General features: G+C 39.3%; 14 protein-coding genes. All 14 read left to right on the top strand.

Annotated features, from left to right (window positions below; genetic code table 11):
• Positions 1 to 5 precede the first annotated feature (5 nt).
• The 14 genes from nusA (at position 6) to ACQKN2_RS10390 (ending at position 15093) form a co-directional block, all read left to right on the top strand.
• Complete coding sequence (nusA, locus tag ACQKN2_RS10455; protein ID WP_427414921.1) at positions 6 to 1145, top strand: transcription termination factor NusA; 1140 nt, start codon at positions 6 to 8, stop codon at positions 1143 to 1145.
• Between the two features lie 186 nt (positions 1146 to 1331).
• Positions 1332 to 1610, top strand: a complete 279-nt coding sequence (gene rnpM / locus ACQKN2_RS10450) for an RNase P modulator RnpM (RefSeq protein WP_323645112.1) — start codon at positions 1332 to 1334, stop codon at positions 1608 to 1610.
• On the top strand, positions 1607 to 1915 hold the full coding sequence (locus tag ACQKN2_RS10445) for a YlxQ family RNA-binding protein (protein ID WP_323645110.1): 309 nt from the start codon (positions 1607 to 1609) through the stop codon (positions 1913 to 1915). The genes rnpM and ACQKN2_RS10445 overlap by 4 nt, the downstream gene beginning before the upstream one ends.
• 14 nt (positions 1916 to 1929) lie before the next feature.
• Positions 1930 to 4194, top strand: a complete 2265-nt coding sequence (infB, locus tag ACQKN2_RS10440; RefSeq protein ID WP_427414920.1) for a translation initiation factor IF-2 — start codon at positions 1930 to 1932, stop codon at positions 4192 to 4194.
• Positions 4194 to 4472 (top strand): DUF503 domain-containing protein, encoded by a 279-nt coding sequence (locus ACQKN2_RS10435; protein ID WP_004225006.1) that lies wholly within the window; start codon positions 4194 to 4196, stop codon positions 4470 to 4472. Before infB ends, ACQKN2_RS10435 begins: the two co-directional genes overlap by 1 nt.
• A gap of 102 nt (positions 4473 to 4574) precedes the next feature.
• Positions 4575 to 4916 (top strand): 30S ribosome-binding factor RbfA, encoded by a 342-nt coding sequence (rbfA, locus tag ACQKN2_RS10430; protein WP_400934372.1) that lies wholly within the window; start codon positions 4575 to 4577, stop codon positions 4914 to 4916.
• 705 nt (positions 4917 to 5621) lie between these two features.
• Complete coding sequence (gene truB / locus ACQKN2_RS10425) at positions 5622 to 6533, top strand: tRNA pseudouridine(55) synthase TruB (protein WP_427414919.1); 912 nt, start codon at positions 5622 to 5624, stop codon at positions 6531 to 6533.
• Between the two features lie 13 nt (positions 6534 to 6546).
• Complete coding sequence (gene ribF / locus ACQKN2_RS10420; RefSeq protein WP_427414918.1) at positions 6547 to 7503, top strand: riboflavin biosynthesis protein RibF; 957 nt, start codon at positions 6547 to 6549, stop codon at positions 7501 to 7503.
• Between the two features lie 485 nt (positions 7504 to 7988).
• Entirely contained in the window at positions 7989 to 8258 is a 270-nt protein-coding gene (gene rpsO / locus ACQKN2_RS10415; protein WP_142507433.1) for a 30S ribosomal protein S15, read from the top strand.
• A 287-nt stretch (positions 8259 to 8545) separates the two neighbouring features.
• On the top strand, positions 8546 to 10660 hold the full coding sequence (gene pnp / locus ACQKN2_RS10410; protein ID WP_400934376.1) for a polyribonucleotide nucleotidyltransferase: 2115 nt from the start codon (positions 8546 to 8548) through the stop codon (positions 10658 to 10660).
• A gap of 355 nt (positions 10661 to 11015) precedes the next feature.
• Positions 11016 to 12239 (top strand): M16 family metallopeptidase, encoded by a 1224-nt coding sequence (locus ACQKN2_RS10405; protein WP_427414917.1) that lies wholly within the window; start codon positions 11016 to 11018, stop codon positions 12237 to 12239.
• Positions 12240 to 13456: 1217 nt separating this feature from the next.
• Positions 13457 to 13720, top strand: coding sequence for a sporulation protein, YlmC/YmxH family (locus ACQKN2_RS10400; protein ID WP_053594254.1), 264 nt, complete (start codon positions 13457 to 13459; stop codon positions 13718 to 13720).
• A gap of 9 nt (positions 13721 to 13729) precedes the next feature.
• Positions 13730 to 14509 (top strand): NAD(P)-dependent oxidoreductase, encoded by a 780-nt coding sequence (locus tag ACQKN2_RS10395; protein ID WP_427414916.1) that lies wholly within the window; start codon positions 13730 to 13732, stop codon positions 14507 to 14509.
• A complete protein-coding gene (locus ACQKN2_RS10390; RefSeq protein ID WP_323645088.1) occupies positions 14503 to 15093 on the top strand; it encodes a dipicolinate synthase subunit B in 591 nt (196 codons plus the stop codon). Before ACQKN2_RS10395 ends, ACQKN2_RS10390 begins: the two co-directional genes overlap by 7 nt.
• Positions 15094 to 15154 lie beyond the last annotated feature (61 nt).

The raw sequence follows: 15154 nt of genomic DNA, 5'->3' as shown, positions 1-15154 counted from the left end.
ATAAAATGAGTAGTGATTTGTTAGATGCGCTAAATGCGCTAGAAGAACAAAAAGGAATTTCAAGAGATGTGTTAATTGAAGCAATAGAAGCGGCATTAGTTACAGCTTACAAACGCAACTTCAATCAAGCACAAAATGTTCGTGTGGACTTAAATTTAGATAAGGGCTCTATTCGTGTCTTTTCACGCAAAGATGTTGTTGAAGAAGTAGAAGATGATCGTTTACAAATCTCTGAAGAAGATGCTAAGGCAATCAACCCTGCATATCAATTAGAAGATATCGTGGAACAGGAAGTGACACCTCGAAACTTTGGTCGTATTGCTGCACAGACAGCGAAACAAGTTGTTACACAACGTGTGCGCGAAGCAGAACGTGGCCTTATTTACGAGCAATATGTAGACCGTGAAGATGATATCGTAACTGGTGTAGTTGAGCGTCTAGATGCACGTAATATTTACGTAGGTCTAGGAAAAGTAGAAGCTGCATTACCACAAAACGAACAAATTCAAGGTGAAAAATATCATCCACACGATCGCATCAAGGTCTATATTACAAAGGTTGAACGTACAACACGCGGACCACAAGTAATTGTTTCACGTACACATCCTGGTTTATTACGCCGCTTATTTGAAATGGAAGTACCTGAAATCTACGAAGGTATCGTAGAAATTAAGTCAATTGCTCGTGAAGCAGGTGACCGTTCTAAGATCTCTGTTCATGCACATAACGAAGAAGTAGATCCAGTAGGTTCGTGTGTAGGGGCAAAAGGCGCTCGTGTGCAAACAATTGTAAATGAATTGAACGGTGAAAAAATCGATATCGTTGAATGGTCAGAAGATCCAGTTGTGTTTGTAGCAAATGCTCTTAGCCCATCAAAGGTGTTAGATGTTCAAGTAAATGAAGAAGAAAAATCTACTACAGTTGTTGTTCCAGACTATCAATTATCATTAGCAATTGGTAAACGTGGTCAAAATGCTCGTTTAGCTGCCAAGTTAACTGGCTGGAAAATTGATATTAAGAGTGAAACAGATGCTCGTGAGTTAGGTATTTATCCATCTGCTACAAGCACTTTCATACCTGCTGAGGATGAAGAAAGTGATTTTGATGATGTGACAGTTGATTTATATCAAGACGACGAAGAATAAGTAAGAAAGCCCGTGTGACTAGTTAACTACCATTATTCAGTAGGCGTTGGGCTGCGCCGACTGAATAATGGAAGAGCCTACAATGGAAAATAGTACGGTATTAATTTAAAATGCAAGTATATAACCAATGTAGTGCACGGCTAGTCCACCTCTTACGACAAGCTTCAGAGAGGAAAGGTGATTCTTATGGCTATTAATAAAAAAGTACCTCTTCGAAAATGTGTAGCTACTGGAGAAATGCTAACAAAGAAAGAAATGATTCGTGTCGTTCGTTCGAAAGAGGGCGAAGTAAGTGTAGATGTTTCCGGGAAAAAACCCGGACGTGGTGCCTATGTTTCTAAATCGGAGGAAGCGATTGAAATCGCCCGTAAGAAAAATGTTTTAGGGCATCAACTTGATGTAAAAATCCCTGAAGAAATCTACGATGAACTTATTTTGATGATTCGTAGGGAGTCTATATTATGATCAATCAAGCAGTGCATAATTTGCTTGGAATAGCGGCAAGAGCCCGTAAAGTGATTTCAGGAGAAGAGTTAGTAGTAAAGGAAGTCCGCAATGGTAATGCTAAGATAGTACTGCTTGCAAACGACGCTTCTAAAAACTCTAGCAAAAAAATTCAAGATAAATGCACGTACTACAACGTTGAGTATCATGTAATTGGTGATCGTTATGATCTAGGACATGCTACAGGTAAGGAGGCCCGAGTGGCTTTAGCTATTACCGATAAAGGTTTTGCAAGCAAATTGTCTAGTCTACTCAACGAAAAATAATCGGGGGTGAGCAGATGACCAAAATCAGAGTTCATGAATATGCGAAACAAGTGAATAAAACGAGTAAAGAGGTTATTGAAGCACTAAATAAATTAAATGAGAGCGTAACAAATCATATGTCAATGTTAGAAAAAGACACAGTGATAAAGTTAAACCAAACATTTAAAAATAGTAAAGATGTGAAGCAACCTACTCAAAATGTATCGCAAAAACAACAGCAACCGGTGAAAAAGCAAGAAGGGCAAAAGCAACAATCTGCTACTTCTAAGCCTAAAACAAGTAATCAGCAACAAACGCGTCAAAACTCAAATTCGTCTAACGAAAAATCTAAGAATATAAAAGGTAATCAAAATAAAAATATGACACAAAATAATAATAATAATAATAATAATAATAATAATAATAATCGCAGAGGTGGCGGTGGTTACAACCAACGTCCAAGACCAGGAATCCATGGCGGGAAACGTCGCCATCCAAAAACACATCAACCAACTCTACCAGTGAAACAAAAGGAATTACCAGAAAAAATTACTTTTGTTGAATCACTTTCTGTAGCGGAATTAGCAAAAAAATTACACCGTGAGCCATCAGAAATTATTAAAAAATTATTTATGCTTGGTGTAATGGCAACAATTAACCAAGAATTAGATAAGGATGCAATTGAATTACTTTGCGCAGACTATGGTGTAGAAGTTGAAGAAGAAATTCGTGTAGATATTACGGATTTAGAAACACACTTCGAACAAACAGAAGAAATTAACGAGGCGGACTTATCAGAACGTCCTCCTGTAGTAACAATTATGGGTCACGTTGACCATGGTAAAACTACATTGTTAGACTCTATTCGCAATACTAAAGTTACAGCTGGAGAGGCTGGAGGTATTACTCAGCATATCGGTGCTTATCAAGTAACTGAAGGCGACAAAAAAATTACGTTCCTTGATACACCAGGACACGCTGCGTTTACAACTATGCGTGCGCGCGGTGCAAAAGTAACGGACTTAACGATTTTAGTAGTAGCTGCGGATGATGGCGTTATGCCACAAACAGTAGAAGCAATTAACCACGCAAAAGCAGCAGAAGTACCAATTATTGTTGCAGTCAATAAAATGGATAAACCTTCAGCTAACCCAGACCGTGTGATGCAAGAGTTAACAGAGCATGGCCTAGTTCCTGAAGCTTGGGGTGGCGAAACTATTTTCGTACCAATCTCTGCATTAAAAGGTGAAGGCATTGACACATTACTTGAAATGATTTTACTTGTTGCTGAAGTTGGAGAATTAAAAGCGAGCCCTAATCGCTTAGCACTTGGTACAGTAATTGAAGCACAGCTAGATAAAGGTCGAGGCTCTGTTGCAACGCTTTTAGTACAAGATGGAACATTAAAAGTAGGGGACCCAATTGTTGTCGGCCATACTTATGGACGTGTACGTGCTATGGTGAATGACAAAGGCCGTCGTGTGAAAGAAGCTGGACCATCAACGCCAGTTGAACTCACAGGTTTAAACGATGTACCACAAGCTGGCGACCGTTTCGTTGTCTTTGAAGACGAAAAAACAGCACGTCAAGTTGGAGAAACTCGTGCAATGACAGCGATTCAAGCACAACGTTCAGAAAAACAACGCGTAACGCTTGATAACTTATTCGAACAAATGAGTCAAGGCGAAATGAAGGAGCTTAACTTAATTGTTAAAGCTGACGTTCAAGGTACTGTAGAAGCTATGGCTGCATCATTAATGAAAATTGATGTTGAAGGCGTAAACGTGAAAATTATTCACACTGGCGCTGGAGCGATTACAGAATCAGATATTTCTCTTGCTGCGGCTTCTAATGCAATTGTTATCGGCTTCAACGTTCGTCCAGATGTCAATGCAAAACGTGCAGCAGAAGAAGAAGGCGTAGATATTCGTCTACACCGCATTATCTATAAAGTAATCGAAGAAATTGAACAAGCAATGAAAGGTATGCTTGATCCAGAATTCGTAGAAAAAATTATTGGTCAAGCAGAAGTTCGACAAACAATTAAAGTATCAAAAGTTGGTACAATTGCTGGTTCATACGTAACAGAAGGTAAAGTAACTCGTGATTCAGGCGTACGTGTGATTCGCGATAACGTAGTAATTTTTGAAGGTGAATTAGATACACTTAAACGTTTCAAAGATGAAGTAAAAGAAGTTGCCCGTGGTTACGAATGTGGTATTACAATTACAAACTTCAACGATATTAAAGAAGGCGACATTATCGAAGCCTATATTATGGAAGAAGTTAAACGTGCTTAATGATTGTTTACGCAGAGGTTGAATTCATTATTCAAACTGCCCATTCGTTGAAGGAAAAACGTGCTGTCTTACAGCGTATGATTACCCGCACGAAACAAAAATTTAATGTATCCATCGCGGAAATTGACCATCAAAATGTATGGCAACGCACGAAATTAGCGCTTGTTGCTGTTTCTTCTTCAAAAGAAGCAGCCGAGCGTGAAATTAATCACGCGCTCCACTACTTACAGTCAAATCCATCTTGGGAACAGCTTAATGTGTGGCGAGACTATCTATAAGTAACATTAGAAGTTGTGTTGTTTGATTTACCAACCTTGCATGAAAATAGATGTGTAAGTGAGGACACAACTTTCTGTACATCGAAATTGAGGTGACAAACTATGTCTCTACGCTCAAACCGTGTCGCTGAGCAAATGAAAAAAGAGCTTGGCGAGATTATTGGACGTAAAATTAAAGATCCGCGTGTTGGTTTCGTTACTGTTACTGGTGTTGAGGTGACAGGTGATTTACAGCAAGCGACAATTTATATTACAACTCTAGGCAATGAACGTGAAAAAGAGGACACACTAAAAGCCTTATTAAAGGCTTCTGGCTTTATTCGCTCAGAAATCGGTTCTCGAATCCGTTTACGTCGTACACCAGAACTAATTTTTGAATTCGATTCATCGATTGAATATGGGAACCGTATTGATACATTGCTACGTGGTTTACACGAAGAATAAGCTTAACTTAAAAAAGTCTGCCATATGCATGTTCATGCAGGCAGGCTTTTTATATTTATAAGGAATGTAACACTTTTTGGCTCTATCATCTTTATTAAGCTTTCGTGCGGAGCTTACCTATATGTTTTGGCGACTGCACGCCAGTTTTTTCGGTAGGTGTGTCAGGCATCCACTTCTATCTTAAAAGTGGGTTCATCCCCAAAAGCCGTGGATGACAATTGTTAAAACATATACTATGCAAATAAGTTGATTGGAGTGGAGACTGGGCGACTCCTTGGGGATTAGCGATAGAGGAACGAAGGCTAAGAGCATCACATCATGTGATAACGCCTTCGTGACCAACATCGGTGCTGTTGTTGCTGCCGCTTCGCTTTCGCACAGTCCAAAACCTTTTGCTGTCGCTGCGCTTTCGCACAAACAAAACCCTCTGCTGCCGCTACGTTAGCACTACGCTTTCGCGCAGAAAACATCTGTTGGCCCGAGACCCTGCAGCGAAGCGAAGCGGGAGGGGAACGAAGGCTAAAAGCATCACGTCCTGTGATAACGCCTTCGTGACCAACATCCTGTTGCCCCGACGCCCTCAGGAAAGCGCCCAGTCGGAACGGAAATCAACCACACGTTTTGGTGATGATCCTAAAAGTGATGAAAATGTAACGAACATCAAAATTGCTAAAAATGAATTGATTTGATTTTAGGAGGAAGTTTATGAACGGTATTTTACCGCTTTGGAAGGAACGCGGCATGACAAGTCATGATTGCGTCTTTAAATTACGAAAAATTTTACGTACCAAAAAAGTTGGACATACAGGCACACTTGATCCAGGTGTTGAGGGAGTTCTCCCGATTTGTATTGGTCAAGCAACACGTATCGCAGAGTATTTAACGGATACAGGAAAAACCTATGAAGCCGTTATTTCAATTGGCCGTACAACGACAACTGAGGATGCAGAAGGAGAAACAGTTGAGCAAGATCCTACGGATAAAAAGTTCACACGTACTCAATTGCAAGAAGTTTTAGCCTCGCTAACAGGTGTCATTCAACAAACGCCACCAATGTTTTCAGCTGTCAAAGTAAATGGTAAACGTCTCTATGAATATGCTCGAAAAGGCGAAATTGTAGAAAGACCGACACGTCAAGTAACTATTTATGCATTAGAGCTACTAGATGATGTTGAAATTTATGAAGGACAAGAAATTACATTCCCAGTACGGATAGCGTGTAGTAAAGGGACGTATATTCGAACACTAGCTGTGCAAATCGGAGAGGCGCTTGGCTATCCTGCGCATATGAAAGAGCTCGTACGCACAGCCTCAGGTACGTTTACACAAGAAAATTGCTTTACGTTGGCACAGGTAGCTGAGCTGATGGAAGCTGAACAAATCGATACATGTATTTTACCAGTTGAGTATGCATTGACAGATTATCCATTTATTGAAATAACTTCTGCTAATGAAAAAGAAATTTTCAATGGACAAGTGCTTCCCGCAGATGCATTATTAAAGATACATGATAAAATTGTTTTTGGAATCAGTGGGAAAGCAATTGCGGTCTATCAAGCCCATCCTACAAAGGAAGGGTTTATGAAGCCACATAAGATGTTTCCGACGATAGAGTAGGAGGATTTTTTGTATGGAGGTCATTCATTTAAAATACCCACACCAGCTACAGCAAAGAGAAAGCGTGCAACCGTATTCATTGGCACTGGGCTTTTTTGATGGTGTACATAGAGGGCATCAGGCAGTTATTAAGGCAGCGAAGGAAGAAGGAGACAAGCGTCAAATTCCAACGGCTGTTATGACATTCGATCCACATCCTTCTTTAGTGCTAGGCGGTCGTAACGAAAAAGTATTTTATATAACGTTATTACAGCAAAAATTGCAGCTATTTGAAGAACAGGGTGTTGATACAGCATTTGTTGTACATTTCACATCTGATTTTGCAAAGCTTTCACCTGATGCATTTATTGATACATTTATTCGTGGGTTGAACATTCAACATGTTACAGCTGGCTTTGATTATTCTTTTGGTGCATTCGGTAAAGGTAAAATGGAAGATATGCGTGCATTGAGTAATGGAGATTACGGCGTAACAGTTGTTGAAAAGAAAATCGACGATATCGAAAAAATTAGCTCTACACGTATCCGTAAGCTTTTGCAAGAGGGAGATATGGAAGCAGCAAGATCGCTCCTAGGACGACCATTTGAAATTACGGGTATCGTTGTACATGGTGATAAGCGAGGACGCACAATCGGTTTCCCAACTGCTAATGTCCAAGCGTTAGAGGGGACTTATATCCCAGCAAGCGGTGTGTATGCGGTTCGATTACTTGTACAAAATAACTGGTATGATGGTGTATGTAATGTAGGCTATAAACCAACATTTAAAGATCCAAATGACAAGCAATTATCCATCGAAGTCCATATATTAAACTTCGAAAAAAATATTTACGGTGAAGAAGTGCATGTCGCTTGGTATAAACGTATAAGAAGTGAACGAAAATTCGATGGTATCGAAGCTTTGAAAGCACAAATCGAAAAAGATAAACAAGAAGCAATTGAATATTTTAAGGTTATTACCAAAAGTTAAAACGTATACCATGAATATAAGTTGATTGGAGTGGAGGCTGGGCGACTCCTTGGGGATCAGCAATAGAGGAACGAAGGCTAAAATCATCACATCCTGTGATAACGCCTTCGTGACCAACATCATGTTGGCCCGAGACCCTGGAGCGAGCAGATAGGGGAACGAAGGCTAAGAGCATCACATCCTGTGATAACACCTTCGTGACCAACATCGTGTTGGCCCAAGCGGCTCATCGGACGCCCCCAGGAAAGCGCCCAGCTGGAACGGAAATCAACCCCACTTTATGGTGATGAACCATATTTTATCGGGTTAATGCAAATTAAATATGCGTTAGCATTTGAATAGGCTTACGTTAACGCTTGCTTGACCTTTTGATTTATGGTAACATTCATAAGTGCATAATATGCTTAACCTTAGCTCGGTATATCGATGACTCCAACGTTTACTGTGCTAATGGCGATTAACAATTATTTAGGAGGTCCATACAAATGGCTATTACAAATGAACGTAAAAACGAAATTATTGCTGAGTACCGTACTCACGAAAGTGACACTGGTTCTCCAGAAGTACAAGTTGCAGTATTAACAGCGGAAATCAACGCTCTAAATACTCACTTACGTACACACAAAAAAGATTTCCACTCTGAGCGTGGTCTTCTTAAAATGGTAGGTCGTCGTCGTCACCTATTAAAATATCTTCGTGAAACTGACGTACAACGTTACCGTGAACTAATCACTCGTTTAGGCTTACGTCGCTAATTGTCGATCTAAAAGCGGGATTAATCCCGCTTTTTCTTTATGTTTATAAACATTAAGAAGACATTAACTTTACTATTGCGAAAAAAGCATATATGACACGAATTTCAAGCAAAAAAACTTTGTTTCAATCGAATACAGAAATAAATCCTAAATAAATTGGCAATAACTGAATTTAAATGTATGATTATTTGATGAAATATTTAGCATAGAACAAGCATTTTTGGTACACTTACTATTAGTACATACAGACGAAGTAAGTGTTTTTATAATAGAGAGGGGTTCATTGAATGAACGAAAAGAAAGTCTATTCCTATGAATGGGCTGGCCGTCCGCTTGTAATCGAAGTCGGACAGTTAGCAAAACAAGCAAATGGGGCCGTTTTAGTACGCTATGGAGATACATCTGTACTTTCAACAGCAACAATGTCAAAATCACCGAAACCACTTGATTTCTTCCCATTAACAGTAAACTACGAAGAACGTTTATACGCAGCAGGTAAAATTCCTGGTGGCTTTATTAAACGTGAAGGACGTCCATCTGAAAAAGCAATACTAGCAAGCCGTTTAATCGACCGTCCGATTCGTCCGATGTTCCCAGACGGTTTCCGTAATGAAGTACAAGTGATTTCGATGGTCATGTCTAATGATCCGGATTGCACGTCTGAAATGGCTGCAATGCTTGGTTCATCAATAGCGTTAGCTATTTCAGATATTCCATTCGACGGACCGATTGCAGGTGTACAAGTTGGATATATCGACGGTAAATTTATCGTGAACCCAACAGTGGAACAATCTAATCAATCAACAGTCCATTTATCTGTAGCAGGTAACAAGGATGCTATCAACATGGTTGAAGCAGGTGCACTAGAAGTACCAGAGGAAATAATGCTAGAAGCCATTATGTTCGGTCATGAAGAAATCCAAAAAATTATTGCTTTCCAAGAGCAAATCGTTGCAGAAGTAGGAAAAGAAAAATTATCTATAACATTATTTGAAATTGATGAAGCGATTCAAGCAGATATAAAAGCAGCTTGTGAGACTGACATGCATGATGCTATTCAAACTGCTGAAAAACATGCACGTGATGAGGCTATTAAAGCGGTAAAAGACCGTGTTATTGCTTCTTATGAAGAGCAAGAAGCTGATGATGTAACAATGAAGCAAGTTTATACAATTCTAGATAAAATGGTTAAAGACGAAGTACGTCGTCAGATTACAGAAGATAAAGTGCGTCCAGATGGTCGTAAGTTAGACGAAATCCGTCCACTTTCTTCTGAAACAGGCATATTGCAACGTACACACGGTTCAGCATTATTTACGCGTGGACAAACACAAGCCCTTTCTATTTGTACATTAGGTGCACTTGGGGATGTACAAATTATCGACGGTTTAGGTGTAGAAGAATCAAAACGCTTTATGCATCACTATAACTTCCCTCAATTCTCTGTAGGGGAAACTGGCCCAATTCGTGGACCAGGTCGTCGTGAAATCGGGCATGGTGCATTAGGAGAGCGTGCTCTTGATGCGGTTATTCCAGATGAATCTGTATTCCCATATACAATCCGTTGTGTATCGGAAGTACTTGAATCAAACGGTTCTACATCTCAAGCTTCTATCTGTGCTTCAACGTTAGCGATGATGGATGCTGGTGTTCCATTAAAGGCACCTGTAGCAGGTATTGCAATGGGTCTTATTAAAAAAGGAGAACACTACTCTATTTTAACGGATATTCAAGGTATGGAAGACCACCTTGGAGATATGGACTTTAAAGTTGCAGGTACAGCTAAAGGTGTAACAGCACTTCAAATGGACATTAAAATTGATGGTTTATCACGTAATATTTTAGAAGAAGCATTAACACAAGCTAAAATTGGCCGTATGCACATTTTAGAATCAATGATTGCTACACTTGCAGACCCACGTGAAAAATTATCTAAATTTGCACCGAAAATTGTTATCGTGAAGATTAATCCTGATAAAATTCGCGATGTCATCGGACCTGGTGGTAAACAAATTAACAAAATTATTGAAGAAACTGGCGTAAAAATTGATACGGAGCAAGATGGTACAATTTACATCTCTTCTGCAGATGAAGAAATGAACGCTCGTGCAAAACAAATTATCGAAGATATCGTACGTGAAGCAAAAGTTGGAGAGTATTACTTATCAACAGTTAAACGTATTGAAAAATTCGGTGCGTTCTGTGAAATATTCCCTGGTAAAGATGGCTTACTTCACATCTCTGAAATTCAAGAGGAACGTACAAAACAAGTTGAAGATGTCTTAAAACTTGGCGATCAATTACTTGTAAAAGTTATTGAAATTGACAAGCAAGGTCGTGTGAATTTATCTCGTAAAGTAGTTATCCAAGAGGAAAAAGAACGCGCTGAGCAAGATAAATAATAAATTGTAGAAAAGGCTGCGTATTATGCGCAGCCTTTTTTAAATCAACTATAAGGAAAATGGTTCTATAAGGGGTATTTTGGGGGAAGCTCTACATTATGGTTCATCACCAAAAGTCATGGATGACTTTTGGTAAAACGTATACTATGTAAATAAGTTGATTGGAGTGGAGACTGGGCGACTCCTTGGGGATTAGCGTCACAGATGAGACCCTGGAGCGAGCAACGCGAGTGAAGCGGCTCATCGGACGCCCCCAGGAAAGCGCCCAGTCGGAACGGAAATCAACCACACGTTTTGGTGATGATCCCACATTATACCTTTGATGTAGAACTAGAGATAAATTGGGGGAGATTTTTTGGTACAAGTACATACATGTCAGAATGGTGTGCGTATTGTGTCTGAGCAAATCGATCATGTAAGATCCGTTGCGCTAGGCATTTTTGTTAATGCAGGATCTCGTTATGAGCTACCTGAGGAAAATGGTATTACACATTTTATCGAACATATGCTTTTTAAAGGGACAAAAACTCGAACAGCTCGCCAAATTGCTGAAGAATTTGACCGAATTGGTGGCGAGTTAAATGCCTTTACATCCAAGGAAAACACTTGTTATTATGCAAAGATTTTAGATCATCATGCAGAGCTTGCCGTGACAATATTAGCGGATATGTTCTTTAATTCTACGTTTGCAAAGGAAGAGTTAGAGAAGGAAAGACAAGTTGTACTAGAGGAAATACTAATGAGTGAAGACGCACCTGATGATGATGTTCATGAAAAGCTATGGGAAGTCATGTATCCAAACGATGCACTCGGTCGTCCAATACTAGGAACTGCGGCTACTTTAAAAACATTTACAACAGATATGATACGTAACTATATGGCTAAACATTATGGTCCAGAATCAGTTGTTATTTCAATAGCGGGAAATATTTCTGCAAAGCTCATCCAAACAATTGAAGATTTATTTGGCCATTATCAGCCATCTCCACTTGTGGTTGAGCCTGTGCTTTCGAATCCTCATTTTTATCCAGGAGAGATTTCAAAAACTCGCGATACGGAGCAAGCACATTTAGCCATTTCTTATCCAGCAATTGGTGTGAAAGATCCAGATATGTATAGCTTTATTGCACTTAATAATATTATTGGTGGTAATATGAGCTCTCGTTTGTTCCAAGAAGTACGCGAAGAACGTGGTTTAGCATATTCAATATTTTCTTATCAATCCTGTTATGCAGATGTTGGTGCATTTACGATTTATGGTAGTACAAGTCGTCAGCAATTATCACAGCTCCAACATACAATTGATGCGACATTACTTGATATCGTAGCAGGTGGTGTGACAGAGGAAGAACTTGTGAATGCGAAGGAGCAGCTGAAGGGTAGTTTTGTACTCGGTCTAGAGGGGACAGGCTCTCGTATGAATCGTAACGGTACGAGTGAGTTAGTGCATCGCAGACATCGTTCAGTAGACGAAGTATTAGCGTCCATTGATGCCGTATCAATGGAATCGCTCGATCGCTTAATAGCAAAAATCTTGAAAGCTGAGCCAGCCATTTCAATTATTGGTCCGGAAGCTTAAAAATAGGTTGCCCTAAATGGGCAACCTATTTTTGATCCATTACGCTATTTTTATCCTCTGGTATTTCGCTTACTTCCTCATTATGTCCTTTTAATATGCTGTACTTAGACCAGCACATCCTTTCTTTCATTAAATAAAATTTCTCCAGTATGAATGAATGTAATATAGTCATCAGTCTTTTCTAAATCGCGTGTAATATGAGAAGAAAATAGAATGCTATGTGTTTCATCCTGCATAAACGTTAAAAATAAATCGAGAATTTCATCACGAATTATCGGATCTAGCCCGCTCGTGGGTTCAACTATAATTAACAGCTTTGGATAATATGGCAGGGCTAATGCAATAGACAGCTACAACCTCATTCCATGGGGAAATTCTCTTACCTTCTTCCTCACTGGAATTTTAAATTTGCTAATCACTCAAAATAATAGCCTGAATCCCACGTTTTACACCCTTTCTCATGAATTTGTCGAGTTGCGTCGCATTAAGTGTTTCGGATACATGTAAATCGTCAAAAACCACACCGATGTCGTTTTTTATCGATCATTCATGTTCGACAACATCCTTGCCGAATAGCAAAATTTCGCAGTATTCTTTTTTAGTATGTATCTGTAAACTTCCCAGCACAGTAAAATCATGATTGTGCCTTGAGGTACTGAAATACATCATGAAGAGAAAACCCTTCAAAGCTTTTTTGTAAAGCATGAATCTCAATAGTATTCATTTAGTTGTTCAATGTAAGTAACTCCTATACTTCCTCTTTTGTCAGCCCCGCAGTTTTGGCCGTTCTAACTGCTTACTGCATTTGCTTTTTTAACTTGACGTAATAATTCCTCGCGTAGAAAATCTTGATTTCTTTCTGTAACAAAGCTTCCTGTCTAAGCTACCTTTTTGATAAATCCATCTCGCTTTAAATCAGCATAAGCCAACTTCGCTGTCATAACGCTAAAAGCAAGTGCACGAATAGATGGTCGTGTGTCACTTGCCAGTGATTTATTTGCTAGCGTTGGTTCCTTAAGCTGTTGATTTGCTCGTAAATGGTTTTTTCACTGGCATTGCTCAAAGGGATATGCACAAATCCCTCGCCTCACACATCTGTATATATACACTATTTACAGATGTGCTGGTAAATGCACATATTCATACTTTGGGTAAGGGTCACGAATTGCAAAAACTCGGCATATATTGGGGTAACGGTTCAAGGAGGGAGATGAGGCATGCTACTATCAGAGATGGTGGATAAAGAGTTAATTCAAGTTGAGGGTGGCGTACACTTTGGCATATTGGCACATACGGAATGTCTATTAGATGTGCAAACAGGAAAGATTCATGGTTTTGAGATTGTGAAAGATAAATTGCCATTCCAAAAAAAGAAAGTGAAAGTTAGTGAAATGATACCTTGGCATGAAATTATACTAATTGGCGAAGATCGGATTTTATTTAACAAAACAACGACAGTACAGTCAGAATTTTTACAGTGAGGTGAGCTTTTGGAAAATGAAAAATGGCTTGTTATCGGTGAGGATCTAAGGTTAAAGGAATTAGCTACCATGCTAAGAAGCCCATCGAGAACTGTATTTTATAAAAGAACATCAGTTTGGAATGAAGAGTTAAATAAGCTTGTATTAGAATTCCAACCAAATAGAATTATTCTTCCTATTCTTCCGCTAAAAATTGAAGTGGAACAGCTTTATGGGATATCTCAAGTTAAGTTTTATACAGGGCGTTTAACTATGCATTGGAAGCAATTGCTTGAGAGAAATGAAACAAATTGCTATTTACAACAAGAATCATTTATTTGGCAAAATGCAAGATTAACAGCGGAGGGATTTATCGCCACGTTTTACGGACTCGAGCAAAAATGTATTTACGGACAAAACTTTACTATCGCAGGATTTGGGCGCACAGCCAAAATGCTCGCATCTTTACTCGTCAAGATGGGCGCTAATATCCATATAGTAGCGCGTTCAGTTGTACAAGTGAGTGAAGCAAAGGCATATGGTTATAAAGCTACGAATTTAGATGACCGCCAATGGTCAATTAATGATGGGATATTTATCAATACGATTCCCGCTAAGTGGATTACTGAATCATTCCAAGAACATGTCCCGGTTGTACTATATGATTTGGCTTCAGAGCCTGGCTGTTTAGATATAGATGCTGAACAATTACAAACGTATGTGCTATTGCCATCATTACCTGGGAAATACTTTGCACATGATGCAGCGACAATATTGTGCAAGGCAATAGAGGAGGAAGAAGATTGCTAACGGGGAAACGAATTGGTTTAGGTATTACGGCCTCCCACTGTACGTATGAGGACGTAGTACCTAAAATCCAAAACTTTAAAGATGCAGGAGCAACAGTTATTCCAATTATTACACACTCCGTTTTACATGCAGCTACGCGTTTTGGTACTGGGGAGGAGTGGATTGCGAAAATAGAGGAAATAACTGGAGAAAAGGTTATTTCTTCTATTAAAGAGGCAGAACCATTTGGACCATCCAATCCATTGGATGCGATGGTTATAGCGCCGATGACAGGGAATAGTATCAGTAAATTTGCAAATGCAGCAACAGATAGTGCGGTATTGATGGCTGCGAAGGCAACATTGCGTAACGGTTCGCCTGTTGTTCTAGGTATATCAACAAATGATGCTCTCGGCTTAAATGGTATGAATATAATGAGGCTGCTAAACGCTAAAAACATTTATTTTATTCCATTCGGGCAGGACTCACCACATTCAAAACCCAATTCCTTGATTGCTGATTTTGATCAAATGGTCGCGACTGTTCATGAAGCGATTACGGAGAAAAAGCAATTACAGCCACTGTTGGTACAATATTTAAAATAATTCGTAAATTACACACAATTTTCAGTATTTTTGTGATACAATAGCACACATTATGTAACTT

Source organism: Lysinibacillus sp. NPDC093688 (assembly GCF_050280145.1).
GTDB classification, from domain to species: Bacteria; Bacillota; Bacilli; order Bacillales_A; family Planococcaceae; genus Lysinibacillus; species Lysinibacillus xylanilyticus_B.
Note: the sequence above shows the minus strand (reverse complement) of the source record. Positions and strands in the feature narration are given on the sequence as shown.

What these genes read in the sequence shown, in the direction of transcription:
- nusA (WP_427414921.1), top strand. Translation starts at nt 6, where the DNA reads ATGAGTAGTGATTTGTTAGATGCGCTAAATGCGCTAGAAGAACAAAAA.
- rnpM (WP_323645112.1), top strand. Translation starts at nt 1,332, where the DNA reads ATGGCTATTAATAAAAAAGTACCTCTTCGAAAATGTGTAGCTACTGGA.
- ACQKN2_RS10445 (WP_323645110.1), top strand. Translation starts at nt 1,607, where the DNA reads ATGATCAATCAAGCAGTGCATAATTTGCTTGGAATAGCGGCAAGAGCC.
- infB (WP_427414920.1), top strand. Translation starts at nt 1,930, where the DNA reads ATGACCAAAATCAGAGTTCATGAATATGCGAAACAAGTGAATAAAACG.
- ACQKN2_RS10435 (WP_004225006.1), top strand. Translation starts at nt 4,194, where the DNA reads ATGATTGTTTACGCAGAGGTTGAATTCATTATTCAAACTGCCCATTCG.
- rbfA (WP_400934372.1), top strand. Translation starts at nt 4,575, where the DNA reads ATGTCTCTACGCTCAAACCGTGTCGCTGAGCAAATGAAAAAAGAGCTT.
- truB (WP_427414919.1), top strand. Translation starts at nt 5,622, where the DNA reads ATGAACGGTATTTTACCGCTTTGGAAGGAACGCGGCATGACAAGTCAT.
- ribF (WP_427414918.1), top strand. Translation starts at nt 6,547, where the DNA reads ATGGAGGTCATTCATTTAAAATACCCACACCAGCTACAGCAAAGAGAA.
- rpsO (WP_142507433.1), top strand. Translation starts at nt 7,989, where the DNA reads ATGGCTATTACAAATGAACGTAAAAACGAAATTATTGCTGAGTACCGT.
- pnp (WP_400934376.1), top strand. Translation starts at nt 8,546, where the DNA reads ATGAACGAAAAGAAAGTCTATTCCTATGAATGGGCTGGCCGTCCGCTT.
- ACQKN2_RS10400 (WP_053594254.1), top strand. Translation starts at nt 13,457, where the DNA reads ATGCTACTATCAGAGATGGTGGATAAAGAGTTAATTCAAGTTGAGGGT.